The organism is Streptomyces coacervatus, from assembly GCF_029223485.1.
In the GTDB taxonomy this organism is placed as follows: Bacteria; Actinomycetota; Actinomycetes; order Streptomycetales; family Streptomycetaceae; genus Streptomyces; species Streptomyces coacervatus.
Genome location: NZ_JARHTP010000035.1, coordinates 22,086 through 39,659 on the forward strand (window position 1 = coordinate 22,086; position 17,574 = coordinate 39,659).

Sequence of the window (17,574 nt, forward strand, 5' to 3'; positions counted from 1 at the left end):
TTCAGGGCGGCCGGGGGCCTGAGTACGCGTACTCAGGCCCCCGGCCCTGTGCGGATCTTCTACTTCAGCGCCTTTTCCAGCGTGTTCGCGTAGAGGCGGGATCCCGCGATCTTCGGGTGGAAGGACGCCATGCCGATCGCTCCCGTCCCCGTGTTGTCCGCCTTGGACAGTCCGGTGAGGACGATGCCGTTCACATCTTCCGGGTCACCGCACACCGTCTTGCCGTCGAACTCGGCGCGCGGGTCGGCGAAGACCACCTTCGAACCGGTCTGTGCCGCGACGTCGGACGCCGCGCCCTTCATCTCCTCGTTCAGGGTGTCCGCCACCGAGTTCAGCCACGGCCCCTCCTCGGTGCCGATCCCCGGGATGCACTGCCCGTTCGCCGACAGCAGGCGCGGGTAGCCCATGAGGACGATCTTCGCGTTCGGCGCCCGCGTCCGGATCTGCTTCAGGACGGTCTCGATGTGCGGCCGGACGGCGTCGTGCAGCCACTTCGGAGCCCAGTCCTTCAGCGGACCGGTGTCTCCGTCCTTGGGGCTGCCGTCGTCCGGGTCGATGTTCCCCATCGACGTGTCCTGGCACAGGTCGGCCACGGCCTTGTACACGCACTGCTTGAACACGTCGGTGAACCGGGCGTCGTTGCCGCCGACCGACAGGGTGACCAGGGTGGTGTTGTGGTCGAGGTAGCCGGCGTCGATCTGCGGTACCTCGTGGGACTGCCCGTCCGTGAGGATGTTGTAGGTGCGGGCACCCGAGCAGGCGACGAAGTGGTAGTCCAGCTGCGCGTCGAAACCGTCGGCCAGGGCACCGATCGACTTGGCGGAGCCCGGCAGTGTCGCCTGCCGCGACCAGGCCAGCTTGGAGCGGTGGCACTTGTCGACCAGCTCGTCGTTCTTGTCGGGGTGGTCCGTCTCCGAGAAGAAGTCCTTGCCGCCGGGCGCGCTGACGCCCTCGCCCGAGGAGTAGGAGTCACCCAGGGCGACGACCATGTCCTTCGGCTTGGCCGTCAGGGGCTGGAAGGCGACGGCGCCCCAGGCGACGTCCTCGTCGGCCGTTCCGTCCGCCGTGGTGTTCGACAGCGAGACCTGCGGGGTGCCCGTGAAGTGGAACACTCCCAGGCTCGCCCATCCGCCCGCGGTCTGGAGCACGACCCGCTTGGTGCCGCCGGCGCTGCCGGTGTCGTCGGTGCCGCGCACGTCGTAGGTGGCCTGCCGGGTCTGGGCGCCGGTGTCGGGCAGGTGCACCAGCACCCGGGCCCAGTTCAGATTCTGTCCGAGCGTCCAGGTCCCGTTGACGGTCATCGCGCCGTTGTCACCGCCGAGACGGTCGGGGCTGCGGGTGTGGCTGTACCAGAAGTGGCCGCCGAAGCCTCCGCCGACCTGGTGCAGGTCCGCCTTCGCCTCGTAGTGCGTTCCCATCGTGTCCGGGTTGAACGCGAACTGAAAGCTGCCCGCCGAGGTGGCCTGTCCGCAGTCGCTCCAGGTCTCGGTCTTGTTCGGCACCGAGGTGACCACCAGGGACCCGTTGGGCTGCCCGGCGCAGAGCGGTGCACCGGTCTGGAGCCGGGTGCCACGGCCCGGTTCGGGGGTGGTCTCCGTCTCGTACTTGATGCTCTCGTGGCCGCAGCTGGTGTCGCAGTCGGGCTTCCAGCCGGTCTTGGGCTTGTTCCACCAGAACTGCGCGTAGCACTCCTCCGTGCCGCAGTTCGGGGGCTGCTGCGGATTGCAGTTGTTGCTGCTGTTGCAGAAGGTGGTCAACGGCGGCGAGACGGCGCTGCGCTGCGGGTTGTTGGACCACCAGGCGGGCCGGAAACCGGCCGAGGAGAAGCCCGATTCGCCGGGCCAGTCCTGGCGGCCGGAGGTGCCGTAGGAGAAGCCGGTGTCGATGGACCAGGCGGCCCAGCCCATCACCTTCTCCTCGTAGGGCCAGTCCTGCGGATGCGCGGCGTCGCGGTTGGCTTCGGGTCCGTCCACGGAGGTGTCCATGAACGGGTGGTTCCAGCTGTTCTTGTAGAGCGGGTTGGCCGGGTTGTTGTACCAGCCGAGGCCCCAGTGCCCGTTGTGCTTTGACGCCTCCGAGGGCGGGTTGAAGCCGAGGTTGTAGTTCCACACCGCGGTGAACCAGTTCTCGGGGCGGGCGGGGTCGTCGTTGTTGACGGTGATCGTCTGGCCGGTCTTGTGGACCTCATTCCACTTGTCGGCGAGGATCTTCAGGGAGGCGGCGATGTTGGTGGCGTAGTCGACCGCCACGGCCTTCTGCACCGCCGGGGCGAGGCTGGTCTCGTGGGGCTTCTCGTGGCCCTTGAGACGCATGCCGTCGGTGACCTGGCCGACGCCGTAACCGCAGTCGGACTTGTCCCAGTTGATGTTCCAGTAGGCGTCCGGGCTGGCCGGGTCCCTCTCGTGACCGTAGTAGCCGTCCACGGCCGCGAGCGGGTTGCCCATCTGGCCGGGGATGGAGCCGGACTCGGCCTGCCACAGGTTGGACTCCTGCGCCATGATGCCGAGCATCACGTTGGCTGGGATACGCGCGTCCGCCGGGCCGGTCAGGGTGGGCCTCGGGAACAGGCCCTGGGGGTCGATCGTGCCCATGCCCGTCTGGTTGCGGTATCCGCCCTGCCGGATCAGTCCGGAGCGCAGCTTGCCGCGTACGGCCATGTCGACGGCCCACTCCACCTGGTTCGGAGTCGGCTGGAGCGCCTGCGCGTCGACGTCGTTACGGGAAACCGCGCACCAGCGGTCGGGGTCCGTGGGGTCGTGGGACACGACCGCCGAACCGGTCCGGGCGAGCTTCGGGTGCTTGCCGGGGGCGACGCCGGCGGAGACGAGCGCGGGCGAGAAGGTGCTCTTCCCTCCGGCGGCCGCTGCCGACACCTGTACGGCTTGGCTGATCCGCTCGCCCGTGGTGGTGGCGGTGGACGTCACGGTCGTCGGTGTGTCCGTCGCCATGGTCTCGGGGGCCTGCCGGGACGGGTGCGGCGAGGAGGGCTCGGTCCTGGTGAAGCCGCGGCCCCCATTGCCGATCCGGTCCAGGCCGGTACGGATGCCCGGGGTGAGGACGGGGTCGACGGCGAGACGGCCCAGGGTGGAGACCTCCGCGTCGGCGGGGGCGTTGACGCGGGTGACGCCGGTCCCCTTCGTCCGGGGGGTACCGACGGGATGGCCGGTGAGGAACACCCGGCCCTCCGCGCCCTGGTGCAGCTCCAGGTCGCCGAGCCTGCCCGAGGCGACCAGAGCCGGCTTGCCATGGTCGCGCCAGACCTTGGCGTCGGCCGTGTGGATGTTCCGTCGGTCGACGAAGGCGACCCGGTCGCCCGCCGCCGGACGGATGTCGTACGGGACGCTGTCCGCCGTGACCAGGCTGCCGACCTTGCCGGAGCGGTCGATGTGGACGAGGTTGCGGCCGAGCGCGGCCAGGACGCCGTCCTTGACCGGGACGGCGCTGGTGGCCTCGCCCTTCACCGTCACCTTGCCCGCGATCCGGCCGCTGGTGTCCACGGTCAGCAGGCGCGTCTCCGTCTTCACCGGGTCGTTCATGTCCCGGAAGGCGGTGAACGCGGCAGTGCGCGTCCGGGTGTTGCAGGTCGGGTCGAAATAGGCGAGCGAGGCGGTGAACGGCAGCTTGGTCACCGCACCGTTCTTGAGGTTGACGATGGCGGCGAAGGCACCGCCCTGCATCAGGTCCGGCTTGTTGGTGAACGTGCGGGGCGCGTAGACGGCCGCCACGTGGTCGTGGTCGATGACGCACTGGTTGCCGATCCACGAGTCCGCCGGCATGCCCGGCTCGGCCAGGACGGCGGCGGTCCTCCACGCGTACGCCTGACTGCTGTCCGCGGCGAGGATGTCGAATCCGCCGGTGTCGGCCGCCCCGGTGACGGCACGGTCGGTGGAGGTGTGCCAGCCGGCGCCGAGCCTCTTGCCCGGATGGGCGACCCCGGCAGGAGGTGCAGGCCTGGCGTGGACCTCGGTGGCGGAGCCGGGCGTCGGTACGGCAGCGGCGGGCACCGCCTGCACCAGGCCGCCGGTCATGGCGGCACAGGCCACCACGGCGGCCCAGGCCGCGTGTGATCGTTTTCTGAGTCTCAAGAGTGAGATTCCCCGTTTTCTCGTTACGTGGTGTCCCATGCCTGGTCAGGGCAGGGCTCGATCGCCACCCCCAGGCGGACGACGCACCTGGCCTTTCCCCCTCGAGTGGCCCGGGAACAGCATGCACACGTCACGCAATCTTCACAGGGAGGTGGCGCGAAAGCGCCCACCGGAACACACATCCGACATGGCCGTCGAGAGATGATCAACTCACCGGTGTTTCAATAAAGTTCCTACGGCACGCAACCGGCGCGACCCGCGCGGGCGACTCGCGCAGCTTGGCTTGTTTTCGATGACCAAGATCGCCTGCTGTGGGGATCCGGTGTGCCTTCGACCTGGGCCGACGGGCGCCTGCACCCCCTGCACCCCCACGCCGATTAGGCTGCCTGTCATGACCCCGGCCCCCACCCCCGCCTACCGCCGACTGAGCGTCGAGGAGCGGCGCAGTCAGCTGCTTGAAGCCGCTCTGTCGCTCTTCGCGCATCGTGCGCCCGAGGAGGTCTCCCTCGACGACGTGGCGGAGGCCGCCGGAGTCTCCCGGCCCCTGGTGTACCGGTACTTTCCGGGTGGCAAGCAGCAGCTGTACGAGGCCGCCCTGAGGTCCGCTGCGGACGAGTTGCAGCAGTGCTTCGACGAGGCGCGCGTCGGGCCGCTTCTCCCCCGGCTCGCCCGTGCCCTCGACCGGTATCTCGCCTTCGTCGACCAGCACGACGCCGGGTTCAGTGCGCTGCTGCAGGGCGGCAGTGTGGTCGAGACGTCCCGGACCACCGCCATCGTGGACGGTGTGCGCCGTGCCGCCGCCGAGCACATCCTGAGCCATCTGGGGGTCACGGACGCCGGGCTGCTGCTGCGCATGACCGTGCGGATGTGGATCACCGCGGTCGAGGCTGCCTCCCTGATCTGGCTCGACGAGGACAAGCAGCCGCCGGTCGACGAGCTCCGGGACTGGCTGGTGGAGCAGTTCGTGGCCGTGCTCTCGGTGACGGCGGCCCGGGACCCGCAGACCGCCGCGCTGGTGCAGGCGCTGGCGGAGGATGTCTGACACTGGTGCCGTGAAGAGCGAAGAGACACCGTTCGAGGGCGGACCGATGGACGGTCGGGTGCTGTCCGTCCTCCTCGGCCCCACCGGACAGCCGCCCAAGACGTACCGCATCCCCGTACCGGACGCGGGCGGCGGCCCGCCCACCGTGCTCGTCTACCGACGCGTGCCGCGCGGGCACAGCAAGCGGCTCGGCATCCCGCAGGGGTGGAAATACGAGTACGCCCCTGAGGACAAGGGCAGCGGGAAGCTGAAGTGGCCGTGGTCCAAGCCGGACGCCACTGCGGACTCCACGCCAGACGCCACGCCGGACCGCAAGGCGGACGACACCGACGGGTGACGAGGTTGCGCCGAACCGCGTACATGCGGCGCGCGTTCGCGGCGGGAACGTCAACATCTCACCGTGCGGAGCAGAAGGGCTGCCCCGCACCGGAGGTGATGATGTGTCAGGAAGGCTTCTGCGTCTGGTCTGTACGGTGGCGGTGGCCGCCGGGGCCCTCCTTGTGCCGCCGCCCGCCGCGGCCGCGCCCGGGCCGAAGCCCGGCGGGCGTACCGTCGCCGGTCGGCTGACGGACCTTCAGCGGCTGTACCGGGAGGCCGAGAAGGCCACCGAGACCTACAACGCCACCGCGGAGAGGCTGACGAAGCAGCGCGCGGAGGTCGCCCGCCTCGACCGCGAACTGGCCGGGGCCCGCCGCTCGCTGGACGACAGCCGGGTCGCCGCGGGACGCCTGGCCAGGCAGCAGTACCAGGGCACCACCGAGCTCTCCGCGTACGTACGCCTGCTGCTCGCCCGCAACCCCCAGCAGGCGCTCGATGAGGGCCATGTGATCGGCCAGTTGGCGCGGGAGCGGGCCGAGACGGTCGGCCGGCTGACCGACAGCGAGAAGAAGGCCGACGCACTCGCCCGCGCGGCCCGCAAGGCCCTCGACGGACAGCTCTCCCTCGCCGAACGGCAGAAGAAGGACCGCGATGACGTACAGGCGCGGGTGCAGGACGTCGAGCAACTCCTCGTCTCCCTGACCCCCGAACAGCTGGCCGCGCTCGCCGAGTTGGAGAAGGACGGGACCGACAAGGCGCAGCGGCGGCTCATGGCGTCCGGCGTGCTGAGCGGCAGACGCAAGCCGTCACGGAAGGGCAACCGGGCCATCCGGTACGCCGTGCGGCAGATCGGGAAGCCGTACAAGTGGGGTGCCGAGGGCCCGAAGTCGTACGACTGCTCGGGCCTGACCTCCCAGGCCTGGGGCCGGGCCGGTACGCCGATCCCCCGCACCAGCCAGGAGCAGTGGGCGCAGCTGCCGCACATCCCGCTGAAGAAGCTGCGCCCCGGTGACCTGGTGATCTACTTCCCGGAAGCCACGCATGTGGCGATGTACCTGGGCAAGGGCCTGATGATCCAGGCGCCGAGGACCGGCGAGAACGTCGAGGTCGCCCCGGTCGCGTCCTACCCGATCCTGGGAGCCGTGCGTCCGGACCAGCGCCCTCGGCGCCTGTGAGCAAAGGCTCTCAGGAGGCGGAGCCGGTCACTTCCGCCAGGTAGGCGGCCGTCTTCTCGGGCTCGTAGAAGAAGTTCTCGTAGTCGGCCGGGTCGTTGAACCCGTTGGCGAAGCGGTCGGCCACCGGCTGCAATTGGCCCGCCGCGCCGATGAGGTTGAGGATGTGCTCCGGCGGCGGCGACAGCATCGCGTTCGTCCACTTGGTGACGTGCTGGGCGGTGTCCCAGTAGCGGTCGAACGTCGACTGCATCCAGGTCTCGTCGAACTCCTTCTCGCCGTTCTCAAGGATCGACGCAAGATACGAAGCCGCGCACTTGGAGGCCGAGTTGGAGCCCTGGCCAGTGATCGGGTCGTTGGCCACCACCACGTCGGCGACGCCGAGGACCAGTCCGCCACCGGGGAGACGGCCGATGGGGTTGCGGACGGTGGGGGCGTAGCGGCCGGCCAACACGCCGCCCGCGTCGGTCAGTTCGACCTTGGAGGCCCGCGCGAACTCCCACGGCGTGAACTTCTCCATGAGTTCCAGGGTCAGGGAGAGGTGCTCCGCCGGGTCCTTGACGCCGTTGAAGACGTCCAGCGGGCCGCCGGGTATGCCCTCCCAGAAGAGGATGTCCGCGCGGCCGGAGGTGGTGAGCGTCGGCATGATGAACAGCTCGCCCACGCCCGGGACCAGGTTGCAGCGGACCGCCTCGAACTCCGGGTGCTCGGGGCGGGGGCCGAGACCGTGGACGTAGGAGACGGCGAGGGCGCGCTGCGGCTCACTGTACGGAGAGCGCGACGCGTCCCGGCCGAACATGGAGACCAGCTCGCCCTTGCCCGCCGACACCAGCACCAGGTCGTACGTACGGGAGAAGTAGTCGAGGTCGGAGACCGCCGCCCCGTGGATGACCAGCTGGCCACCGCGCTGCGCGAACGTCTCCATCCAGCCGGCCATCTTCACCCGCTGGTCGACCGACTGCGCATACCCGTCGAGCCGGCCCACCCAGTCGATCGCCCGCTGCGTCGGGCCCGGGTCGTGCGAGCCGGGGGCCGCGACCGAGACGCCGAGTCCTTCGATCTTCGGGGCCTGGGACTCCCAGAAGTTCAGCTGGAGATCGCGCTCGTGCTGCAGTGCCGTGTGGAACATGCACTGCGTCGACATGACCCGGCCGGAGCGGATCTCGTCCGCCGTCCGGTTCGACATCAGGGTGACCTCGTACCCGTGCGACTGGAGTCCGAGGGCGATCTGGAGACCGGACTGGCCGGCTCCTACGACGAGTATCTTCCGCATACGGGTGGTGACTCCTAAGTCGCGACTACTCGGGGGTTTCGTCGAGCGCGTGGCCCACGAGGGACAGAAGGGTTTCGATGACCGAGATCCGGCGGCGCGCATCCATGATCATTACAGGTATGTGCGCGGGGATCGTCAACGCCTCCCGCACGTCCTCGGGTTCGAAGCGCTCGCTGCCGTCGAAGTGGTTGACCGCGACGACATACGGCAGTCCGCAGCTCTCGAAGTAGTCCAGTGCGGGGAAGCAGTCCTTCAGACGGCGGGTGTCGGCCATGACGACCGCGCCTATCGCGCCGCGCACCAGGTCGTCCCACATGAACCAGAACCGCTGCTGGCCCGGCGTGCCGAACAGGTAGAGCACCAGGTCTTCGTCGAGCGTGAGACGGCCGAAGTCCATGGCCACCGTGGTGGTCAGCTTGCCGGGCGTGGCGGTGAGGTCGTCGGTCTCCTCGCTCGCCTCGGTCATCAGCGCCTCGGTCTGCAGGGGCGTGATCTCCGAGACGGCGGTGACCAGGGTCGTCTTGCCGACGCCGAAACCGCCCGCCACCACTATCTTCGTGGCTATCGGGGCGCGGGTCCGGTCCGTCTGCCAGGGTTGCACGGGCCCCTCTTCGTCGAGGAGCGGGGTGACGCCAAAAGAGGAGGCGGCGTCAGAGACGACGGAGTCCACTCAGCACCCTTTCCAGCAGAGCGCGGTCCGGACGGCCCGTGCCGTGACCGGTACCTGTTCCGTACACGCGGATCCTGCCCTGGTCCGCGAGGTCGCTGAGCAGCACGCGGACCACGCCGAGCGGCATCTTCAGCAGTGCTGCTATCTCGGCCACCGTGCGCATACGGCGGCACAGTTCGACGATGGCCAGCATCTCGGGCATGACCCGGGTGCTGAGGGAACCATTCGTCAGCTCTTTACGCTCCTCGGGGGCTTCCAGCGCGGCCACGAACGTCTCCACCAGGAGGACGTGGCCGAAGCGGGTACGGCCGCCGGTGAGCGAGTAGGGGCGGACACGGGCCGGCTTGCGGTCGCCGCCGCGGACGGGGAGCTTCTCGGGCGTACTGCTCATCGGGTGCTCCCTGCGGATTCCGACTTCGGCTCCGACTCCAGGGACTTCCGTAGCTCGCTGCGGAGTTCGGGGGTCAGGACATGGCCGGCGCGGCCGACGAACAGTGCCATGTGATAGGCCACCACGCTCATGTCGCAGTCCGCGGCGCCGTGCACGCCGAGCAGCGAGCCGTCGCTGATCGACATCACGAACAGGCTGCCCTCGTCCATGGCGACCATCGTGTGTTTCACTCTGCCGCGGTCCATCAGCCTGGCCGCGCCGATGGTGAGGCTGCCGATGCCGGAGACGATGGTGGCGAGGTCGGCGGAGGAGCCTCGGGGGCCGGTCCGCTTCTGATTGGCCTTGTCCTTGGCTTCTGCGTTTCGGCCGGGGTCGGAGGAGAGCAGTAGCAGGCCGTCGGAGGAGACCACCGCCACTGACTGGATGCCCGGCACCTCCTCGACCAGGTTCGTCAGCAGCCAGTGCAGGTTGCGGGCTTCACTGCTCAGTCCGAAGGTACTGGGCGCGGTCAACTGCTTGCCTCCTCGACAGTGCCCCCCGTGATTTCTTCGGATACGGCCGGTTCGGTGGCCGGCACCTCGTTCTGGGCCGTCTGTTCGGCGATCTCCGCCTCTACGGCGCGGTAGCCGGCCTGGGCGCCGCTGCGGAAGCCGCCGAGGCGTCGGCGGAGTGCTTCTGCGTCTACGGTGCGGGGGCGCTGGGGTGCGGCCTGGGTTTGTTCGGTGAGCTTGGGGGTGCGCTTGGGGAGGCCCTTGGTGGTGAGTTGCTCGTCCTCGGCGCGTTCGTGTTCCGTCTCGGCTTCGCCTTCGACGGATGTGGTCCCACCCGCACCACCCGTTTCCCCATCGTCGTCGGGTGCGGGTGGCCCCTGTGGGGCTTCCTCGCCGTCGGCGGCTGCGGGCTGGGGGTGGGACGGCTCTGGGGCCGTCGCCTGGAGCGGGTCCCGGTCCGTCGCCTGGTGCGGTACCAGGAGCTCCATCGTGGTCTCCGCCGGAGCCGCCTCGTGCTCGGCCTCCGCGGAGTGACGTACCGCCTTCTCCGCCAGGGCCACCAGCGGATCGGCCGTCTTCAGGCGGCCGTGCAGCTCGTTGGAGTTGGCCTCGGCGTCGGCTCCCGGGAGGGAGAACGTGAGCGTTCCGCCGGTCGCCGGTGCGGACGACGACGGGACCGCGGCGGACGGGGCCGCCGCCAGCAGGGCGTTCGGGAGGACCACCACCGCTGCGACGCCGCCCTGCTTCTGTTCGCGCAGCTGGACGCGGACGCCGTGGCGGTGGGCGAGGCGGGCGACGACGTAGAGGCCGAGGCCCAGGCCCTCCTCGCCCTCCTGGTCGTAGGGGGACTCGGGGTCGAACTCGGCCAGGCGGGTGTTGAGGCGGGTCATGCGCTCGGCGGTCATGCCGATGCCCTCGTCCTGGACGGAGAGCATGACCTCGCCGTTCTCCAGGAGCCAGCCGGAGACCTCGACCGGCAGGTCCGGCGGGGAGAACGAGGTGGCGTTCTCCATCAGTTCGGCCAGCAGGTGGGAGAGGTCGTCCGCGGCGAAGCCCGCGACATGCGCGTGCGGCGGCAGCACGGCGATGCGGACGCGCTCGTAGCGCTCGATCTCGCTGACCGCGGCGCGGACGACGTCGACGAGCGGGACGGGCCCCGCGTGCTGCTGGACGTGCTCCGTGCCGGCCAGGACCAGGAGGTTCTCGCTGTGGCGGCGCATGACCGTCGCGAAGTGGTCGAGCTTGAAGAGGGTGGCGAGGCGGTCGGGGTCCTGCTCGCGCTCCTCCAGGCTCTCGATGACGGCGAGTTGGCGCTCGACCAGACCGAGGGTGCGCAGCGAGAGGTTCACGAACGTGCCGCCGATGCTCTCGCGCAGCCGCTCCAACTGGGCGGCGGACTCGGCGAGTTCGGTGCGCAGCTGCTCGCGGGCGTCGGCCATCTTCTGGCGCTGGCCGACCAGGTGTTTGCGGTCGGCCTCCAGGGTGACGATGCGCTCGCCCAGAGCGGCAGCGTGTGCATGCAGGGCGTTGACGGAGCGGACGACCTGCGCGAACTCGTCGTTGCGACCGGTGAAGGTGACCGGTTCCTCGGCGGCCGGGTCCGCCGCCTCGGCAAGGCGGGCCGAACCCCGGCGCAGCACGGAGAGCGGGCGGGTGAGGGTGCGGGCCATCGCCGTGGCGATACCGACGGCGAGCAGCATCAGCGCGCCGAGGACGGCGATACGCAGCTCCAGCGCGCTGACGTCGTCGTCGCGCAGCCGGGCGAGGTCCTTGGTGCGGCGGTCGTACAGGGCGGACTCCGCGCCGCGCATCGCGTCGATACGGGCGGAGAGCGCGGCGTCGAGCTTCGAGGCGCTGGTGCCGAGTTCGGAGGCGGAGAACGTCGGCTGGTCGGTGAGCGCGGCGAGGTACTTCTCGGCGGAGTTGACCTCGGAGCCGGTGACCGTGGAGTCGTACGACGTGCGGGCGGCCTCGGTCGCCGTGTCGTGGAAGTCGGCCAGGGCCGCATCCGAGCGCAGCCGGGCCTGCTGGGCGGCGGCGGTCAGTGTGTCCCGCTGCTTGGTGTCGGCGGCCGAGGAGGTGGTGGCCGTGGTCGGCAGGCCGGTGACGGGGCTGATGACCGTCTGGGTCGACGCCGGTACGTTGAGGGCCGCCAGGAGCAGGCCGCGGGCGGCGGCGGACTGCTGCACGGCGGAGTCCAGCTCGGCGAGGGCGTACGCGCCCGATCCGGCCCGGGGCGGCATCTGCTGCGCCAGCTGCTCGGCGAGACCGTGCAGTTCGGTGATGGCGGCGGAGTAGGCGTCGTGCGCCTGCAGGGCGTCGCTCTTGCCGGTGAGCGCGGAGCGGCGCAGCGCGGCGATGCCGTCGAGATCGCCGCGCAGGGCGGCGGGCGTGTCGGTGTTCTCCCGCAGCGCCTCGACCTGCCGGTCGACGCGGGCACTGGACTGCTCGGCGGGCGCCTTGGACTTGGGCCGACCGGCGGCGATGTAGGACGTCACCTCGTCCCGCTCGTCGGCGAGCGAATGAGCCAGGGCCAGGGCGTCCTGGGTCTGCCCGGCGAGCGTCACCAGGTTCTGGGAGTCGTTGAGCTGCCCGGAGGCGGTGAGGACGGAGGGGACGCCGGCCCCGGCTATGGCGGCGGCCACCACGGCCACGGCGACGACGAGCCGGTTGCGGACGTGGGTGGGCCGGCCCTTGCCGGTGGTGATGCCGGTGCTGCCGGGCGTGCGCTCCGCGCCCGCTGCGGGATCCGTCTGCTTGCCTGTGCGACGAGGCCGCGTCTTCTGCACCGGTGCTCGCATTCCTGACTCGTGATACTCATGGGCCCGGGTGACGCTCCGTCAACTGACGTCGACCGTGCGTACTCCGAGTACGGTGCCGACCCTCCCAGTGCCGGTGGGCAGTGGACGAGCATCACCTGACCCGCCACCCGAAGGAGTGAACCCCGGAGGAGAGTTGGCGGGCAAGTTCCTCGGGGGCGTTCAGCGACCTTGTGCGGCGGGCCGGTTGGACGTCCGCGCCGGGCGGTGGCAGTATTCGCCGACACGCCTTCCCGGAAGCATGGATTCCACCCCAAACCAGGCGTCTGACCTGCGCGGGTGCGTCAATTCGGCGACCAATGCCAGCCTTTGGCGAACCTTGTGAAGACGTCGTGCAGACTGGCCGAATGCGTACGGAACTTGTTTCGGAGCCCGGCGATCCCACCCGCCCCAACGAGGACTTCGCCGCGGCGGCCCTGCCCGCTTCCGGTCAGGGCGGCGCACTGGTCGTCCTGGACGGAGTGACGCCACCGCGCGGCGGGACCGGCTGTCTGCATTCGGTCCCCTGGTACACGGCCCGCCTGGGCGGCACCCTGACCGAACTGACCGTTTCCCTCCCGGATGTTCCGCTGCAGGAGGCCCTCGCACGAGCCATCGCGCGTACGGCCGAGGCCCATGCCGAGACCTGTGACCTTTCTCACCCACGCACCCCACAGGCAACGGCGGTCGTGGCGCGGTGGGGCCTGGAGAGGGTCGAATACCTGGTCCTGTCGGACTCGGCCCTGCTGGTGGACTCGCAGGAGGGCACGGTCACGGCCCTCCTGGACGACCGCCTGTCCCGGCTGCCGCGGTCCGCCCTGGCGACCGACGCCCTGGTGGACTCCACCGTCCGCAACAAGGAGGGCGGCTTCTTCACGGCGGCCGCGGATCCGTCGGTGGCGGAGCGGGCGGTGACGGGGGTGCTGCCTCGTGCGGAGGTGCGTGCGCTGGCCGCGCTGACGGATGGGGCCACCCGCTGGGTGGAGAAGTTCCGGGAAGGGAGCTGGGAGGACTGCTTCCGGCTGGTACGGAAGGAGGGGGCCGGGGCGCTCGTGGAGCGGGTGCGGGCGCTGGAACGGGCCGACAGCGAGGCACGGACGTACCTGCGGCGGAGCAAGACGCACGACGACGCGTCGGTGGTGTACGTGGAGCTGTGACGCCCGCGCCCCGCGTCCTACCTCTCCATCCCCCGGTTCAACTGCCCCAGCAACCGGGCAAGTTCAGCCACCTCACGCCGGTCCCAATGGGCCAGCTGGCTGACATACCGCCCCCGTCGCGCCTCGCGCACCTTGCCGACACGGTTGTGGCCCTCATCGGTGAGATGGACCAGCCAGGCCCGGCCGTCCGCCGGGTCGGGCTCGCGCGCGACCAGGCCCAGATCCTCCAGGGCGCGCAGCTGGCGGGACATGGTGGCCTTGCCGACACCGATGTAGGCGGCGAGCTCCGTGGCCCGCTGGCGACCGCACTCGTCGAGGCGCACGAGGAGGCCGTACGCGGCGGACTCCAGGTCGGGGTGGACCTCGCGGGCCATCTCGCCCTGGCTGGCCCGGGCGCGCCGCAGCAGGACCGTCAGTTCGCGCTCCAGGGACAGGTACTCCGGATCCGCACCACTCGGCGCCGTCCCCGACGGGAGTCGGCGCTCGTCCCCGTTTCCGCCTTCGTGCACGTCAGCCCCTGCCTCGGTTTCCCGTTCCTGAAAGTTTCCGCCAAACGCCGCCGTCGCCGCAGCTCCGCCAGTATTTCGCAGGGCTAGACCAACGGCAGCCTCCGGCCCCTCTTCCCACCGGCTCTTCTACGTGCGTAGCTTCCTTACCAGGGATTTGCCGGCATGCCCACGCCGGCATCACCGAGCCTTCGGAGGCACGCCATGCCCGTGCACAGACCCGGATCGGTACGCCCCCGGCACCGCACTCTCGCCGGGCTCCTGCTCGCCGCCCTCTCCCTCGCCCTGCCGTTCGCCGCCCCGGCCTCCGCCGCCACCCACCCGCCCCGCGGCTCCGCCCACATGGGCATGGGCGTCCTCGCCCACGACGGCCGGCACGGCACCCCCGCCCCCACCGCCGCCACCCAGACCGAGGGCGTGGACGTCTCCGGCTACCAGGGCAATGTCGACTGGTCGACCCTATGGAGCAGCGGGGTCAAGTGGGCCTACACCAAGGCGACGGAAGGCACGTACTACACGAACCCCTACTTCGCCCAGCAGTACAACGGCTCCTACAACGTCGGCATGATCCGCGGCGCCTACCACTTCGCCACCCCCGACACCACCAGCGGCGCCACCCAGGCCAACTACTTCGTCGACCACGGCGGCGGCTGGTCCAAGGACGGAAAGACGCTGCCGGGCACTCTCGACATCGAATGGAATCCGTACGGCGCCGAGTGCTACGGCAAGTCGGCCAGTGCGATGGTCGGCTGGATCTCCGACTTCCTGAGCACGTACAAAGCACGTACGGGACGGGATGCCGTGATCTACACGGCCACCAGCTGGTGGACCGACTGCACGGGGAACTACGCGGGCTTCGCCTCGGCCGACCCACTGTGGATCGCGCGGTACGCGTCGGACGTGGGGACGCTGCCGGCGGGGTGGTCCTACCAGACCATGTGGCAGTACACCTCGTCCGGTCCGACCGTCGGCGACCACGACAAGTTCAATGGGGCGCTGGACCGGGTGCAGGCACTGGCCAACGGCTAGGACAACGCCCCCCGGCTGGGGGTCCGGGGGCCCGCGGCGGAGCCGCAGATGTCACAGCCCCCGGGAAATGCAGCAATGGGGCGCTGGACCGGGTCGTCGCCCTCGCCAACGGCTGACCTCCCCACGTACGGCGAAGGCCCGGGTCTCCCTCACGAAAACCCGGGCCTTCTCCTATCCGATGGCGTCCGTCACGCCGCCACCGGAACCTCCGGCCTCGCGTCGCTCGTGGCGGGCGCGAGTGCCAGCTCCAGGACCTGGCGGACGTCCGTGACGGCGTGGACGTCGAGCTTGTCCAGCACCTCCGTGGGGACGTCGTCCAGGTCGGCCTCATTGCGCTTCGGGATGATCACCGTGGTGACGCCCGCCCGGTGTGCGGCGAGCAGCTTCTGCTTCACGCCGCCGATGGGCAGGACGCGGCCGGTCAGCGAGACCTCGCCGGTCATCGCCACGTCCGTACGGACCAGCCGGCCGGAGAGCAGTGACGCCAGTGCCGTCGTCATCGTGACGCCCGCGCTCGGGCCGTCCTTCGGGACCGCGCCCGCCGGGAAGTGGATGTGCACTCCACGGTCCTTCAGGTCGGCGACGGGGAGCTCCAGCTCCGCGCCGTGCGAGCGGAGGAAGGACAGGGCGATCTGCGCGCTCTCCTTCATCACGTCGCCCAGCTGGCCCGTCAGCGTCAGGCCCGCCGCGCCCGTCTCCGGATCGGCGAGGGACGCCTCCACGAAGAGGACGTCTCCGCCCGCTCCCGTGACCGCGAGGCCCGTCGCCACGCCCGGGACCGCCGTGCGGCGCTCCGCCGGGTCCTGGGCGGACTCGGGCACGTGGTGCGGGCGGCCGATCAGGGCCCGCAGGTCGGCGTCCGTGATGGTGAACGGCAGCTCCCGGTCGCCCAGTTCGTGCTGGGCCGCGACCTTGCGGAGCAGACGGGCGATGGAGCGCTCCAGGGTGCGGACGCCGGCCTCGCGCGTGTACTCACCGGCCAGCTTGCGCAGGGCGCTCTCGTCCAGCGTCACCTCGTCCTTGTCCAGGCCCGCCCGCTCCAGCTGGCGCGGGAGCAGGTGGTCGCGGGCGATGACGACCTTCTCGTCCTCGGTGTAGCCGTCCAGGCGGACCAGCTCCATACGGTCGAGCAGGGCCTCCGGGATGGCCTCCAGGACGTTGGCCGTGGCGAGGAACACCACGTCGCTCAGGTCGAGTTCGACCTCCAGGTAGTGGTCACGGAAGGTGTGGTTCTGCGCCGGGTCCAGGACCTCCAGGAGGGCCGCCGCGGGGTCGCCGCGGAAGTCCGAGCCCACCTTGTCGATCTCGTCCAGCAGGACCACCGGGTTCATGGACCCGGCTTCCTTGATCGCCCGGACGACACGGCCGGGCAGCGCACCCACATACGTACGCCGGTGCCCGCGGATCTCCGCCTCGTCCCGCACGCCACCGAGGGCGACGCGGACGAACTTGCGGCCCATGGCGTGCGCGACGGACTCGCCGAGCGAGGTCTTGCCGACGCCGGGCGGGCCGACGAGGGCGAGTACGGCACCTCCGCGCCGGCCGCCGATGACGCCCAGCCCACGGTCCGTGCGGCGCTTGCGCACAGCCAGGTACTCGGTGATGCGCTCCTTCACGTCCTCCAGACCGGCGTGCTCGGCGTCGAGGATCGCCTTGGCGCCCTGGATGTCGTAGGCGTCCTCGGTGCGCTCGTTCCAGGGGAGTTCGAGGACGGTGTCCAGCCAGGTGCGGATCCAGGAGCCCTCGGGCGACTGGTCGGAGGACCGCTCCAGCTTGTCGACCTCCTTCAGCGCCGCTTCCCGTACCTTCTCCGGCAGGTCGGCCGCCTCCACGCGGGCGCGGTAGTCGTCGGACTCCTCGCCGTCCTGCTCGCCGTTCAGCTCGCGCAGTTCCTTGCGTACGGCCTCCAGCTGGCGGCGGAGCAGGAACTCGCGCTGCTGCTTGTCGACGCCCTCCTGGACGTCCTTGGCGATGGTCTCGGCGACATCCTGCTCGGCGAGGTGGTCGCGCAGAAGCTGGGTGGCGAGCTTGAGGCGGGCGACCGGGTCGACGGTCTCCAGCAGTTCGATCTTCTGGTCGGTGGTCAGGAAGGGCGAGTAACCGGAGTTGTCGGCCAGGGCTGAGACATCGTCGATGGCCTGCACCCGGTCGACCACCTGCCAGGCGCCGCGCTTGCGCAGCCAGGCGGTGGCGAGGGCCTTGTACTCCTTGACAAGTTCGGAGACGTGACCGGGCAGCGGCTCGGGCACGCTCTCGTCGATCCTCGTCCCCTCGACCCACAGCGCCGCGCCCGGGCCGGTGGTGCCGGCGCCGATCCGCACCCGGCCGCGGGCGCGGATGAGGGCGCCCGGGTCACCGTCGGCGAGCCGGCCGACCTGCTCCACGGTGCCGAGCACACCCGTGCCCGGGTATGTGCCGTCGATGCGTGGCACCAGCAGGACCTTCGGCCTTCCCGGCTCGGACCGGGCGGCGGCCTGGGCGGCCTCCACCGCGGCGCGTACATCGGTGTCGTTGAGGTCCAGCGGAACCACCATTCCGGGCAGCACGACCTCGTCGTCGAGCGGCAGCACGGGCAGGGTGAGCGGTGTGGACGTCGAAGCCATGATCTACCCTCCGGCAGTCAAGTTGAGTTATGCCGACTC

The 17,574-nt window shown here is 70.4% G+C and carries 13 protein-coding genes; 5 read left to right on the forward strand and 8 right to left on the reverse strand.

What is annotated here, in order from left to right; genetic code table 11:
- Window positions 1–59 precede the first annotated feature (59 nt).
- Window positions 60–4,085, reverse strand: a complete 4,026-nt coding sequence (locus tag P2Q00_RS48370; RefSeq protein ID WP_275781365.1) for an SGNH/GDSL hydrolase family protein — start codon at window positions 4,083–4,085, stop codon at window positions 60–62.
- 391 nt (window positions 4,086–4,476) lie between these two features.
- Between P2Q00_RS48370 and P2Q00_RS48375 the strand changes: the two genes are divergently transcribed.
- From P2Q00_RS48375 to P2Q00_RS48385, 3 genes are all read left to right on the forward strand, one after another.
- The gene (locus P2Q00_RS48375) at window positions 4,477–5,127 is read left to right on the forward strand and encodes a TetR/AcrR family transcriptional regulator (RefSeq protein WP_275781366.1); all 651 of its coding nucleotides are present in this window, start codon (window positions 4,477–4,479) and stop codon (window positions 5,125–5,127) included.
- 10 nt (window positions 5,128–5,137) lie between these two features.
- Complete coding sequence (locus P2Q00_RS48380; RefSeq protein ID WP_500692242.1) at window positions 5,138–5,464, forward strand: DUF8847 domain-containing protein; 327 nt, start codon at window positions 5,138–5,140, stop codon at window positions 5,462–5,464.
- A 103-nt stretch (window positions 5,465–5,567) separates the two neighbouring features.
- On the forward strand, window positions 5,568–6,620 hold the full coding sequence (locus tag P2Q00_RS48385; RefSeq protein WP_275781368.1) for a C40 family peptidase: 1,053 nt from the start codon (window positions 5,568–5,570) through the stop codon (window positions 6,618–6,620).
- Window positions 6,621–6,630: 10 nt separating this feature from the next.
- Here P2Q00_RS48385 and P2Q00_RS48390 read toward each other — a convergent pair whose 3' ends face one another.
- From P2Q00_RS48390 to P2Q00_RS48410, 5 genes are read right to left on the reverse strand one after another with little or no spacing between them, the layout of a single operon-like run.
- Window positions 6,631–7,890 (reverse strand): styrene monooxygenase/indole monooxygenase family protein, encoded by a 1,260-nt coding sequence (locus P2Q00_RS48390; RefSeq protein WP_275781369.1) that lies wholly within the window; start codon window positions 7,888–7,890, stop codon window positions 6,631–6,633.
- A gap of 25 nt (window positions 7,891–7,915) precedes the next feature.
- The gene (locus P2Q00_RS48395) at window positions 7,916–8,560 is read right to left on the reverse strand and encodes a GTP-binding protein (RefSeq protein ID WP_275781370.1); all 645 of its coding nucleotides are present in this window, start codon (window positions 8,558–8,560) and stop codon (window positions 7,916–7,918) included.
- Window positions 8,541–8,951, reverse strand: coding sequence for a DUF742 domain-containing protein (locus tag P2Q00_RS48400; protein WP_275781371.1), 411 nt, complete (start codon window positions 8,949–8,951; stop codon window positions 8,541–8,543). Before P2Q00_RS48400 ends, P2Q00_RS48395 begins: the two co-directional genes overlap by 20 nt.
- The gene (locus P2Q00_RS48405; RefSeq protein ID WP_275781372.1) at window positions 8,948–9,463 is read right to left on the reverse strand and encodes a roadblock/LC7 domain-containing protein; all 516 of its coding nucleotides are present in this window, start codon (window positions 9,461–9,463) and stop codon (window positions 8,948–8,950) included. Before P2Q00_RS48405 ends, P2Q00_RS48400 begins: the two co-directional genes overlap by 4 nt.
- Entirely contained in the window at window positions 9,460–12,231 is a 2,772-nt protein-coding gene (locus P2Q00_RS48410; protein ID WP_275781373.1) for a sensor histidine kinase, read from the reverse strand. The genes P2Q00_RS48405 and P2Q00_RS48410 overlap by 4 nt, the downstream gene beginning before the upstream one ends.
- Window positions 12,232–12,608: 377 nt before the next feature.
- On the opposite strand from P2Q00_RS48410, the gene P2Q00_RS48415 reads away from it, so the two are divergent.
- A complete protein-coding gene (locus P2Q00_RS48415; protein ID WP_275781374.1) occupies window positions 12,609–13,397 on the forward strand; it encodes a protein phosphatase 2C domain-containing protein in 789 nt (262 codons plus the stop codon).
- Between the two features lie 17 nt (window positions 13,398–13,414).
- Here P2Q00_RS48415 and P2Q00_RS48420 read toward each other — a convergent pair whose 3' ends face one another.
- Complete coding sequence (locus P2Q00_RS48420; protein WP_275781375.1) at window positions 13,415–13,906, reverse strand: MarR family winged helix-turn-helix transcriptional regulator; 492 nt, start codon at window positions 13,904–13,906, stop codon at window positions 13,415–13,417.
- 201 nt (window positions 13,907–14,107) lie between these two features.
- Between P2Q00_RS48420 and P2Q00_RS48425 the strand changes: the two genes are divergently transcribed.
- Window positions 14,108–14,932 carry a lysozyme gene (locus tag P2Q00_RS48425; RefSeq protein ID WP_275781376.1) on the forward strand — a complete coding sequence of 275 codons (825 nt, stop codon included), beginning with the start codon at window positions 14,108–14,110 and terminating at the stop codon, window positions 14,930–14,932.
- A gap of 188 nt (window positions 14,933–15,120) precedes the next feature.
- On the opposite strand, the gene lon is transcribed toward P2Q00_RS48425, so the two are convergent.
- A complete protein-coding gene (lon, locus tag P2Q00_RS48430; RefSeq protein ID WP_275781377.1) occupies window positions 15,121–17,535 on the reverse strand; it encodes an endopeptidase La in 2,415 nt (804 codons plus the stop codon).
- Window positions 17,536–17,574: the final 39 nt, after the last annotated feature.

Excerpts from the sequence above, each read along its gene's own strand:
- P2Q00_RS48375 (WP_275781366.1), top strand. The coding sequence starts at position 4,477 with ATGACCCCGGCCCCCACCCCCGCCTACCGCCGACTGAGCGTCGAGGAG.
- lon (WP_275781377.1), bottom strand. The coding sequence starts at position 17,535 with ATGGCTTCGACGTCCACACCGCTCACCCTGCCCGTGCTGCCGCTCGAC.
- P2Q00_RS48425 (WP_275781376.1), top strand. The coding sequence starts at position 14,108 with ATGCCCGTGCACAGACCCGGATCGGTACGCCCCCGGCACCGCACTCTC.
- P2Q00_RS48390 (WP_275781369.1), bottom strand. The coding sequence starts at position 7,890 with ATGCGGAAGATACTCGTCGTAGGAGCCGGCCAGTCCGGTCTCCAGATC.
- P2Q00_RS48400 (WP_275781371.1), bottom strand. The coding sequence starts at position 8,951 with ATGAGCAGTACGCCCGAGAAGCTCCCCGTCCGCGGCGGCGACCGCAAG.
- P2Q00_RS48415 (WP_275781374.1), top strand. The coding sequence starts at position 12,609 with ATGCGTACGGAACTTGTTTCGGAGCCCGGCGATCCCACCCGCCCCAAC.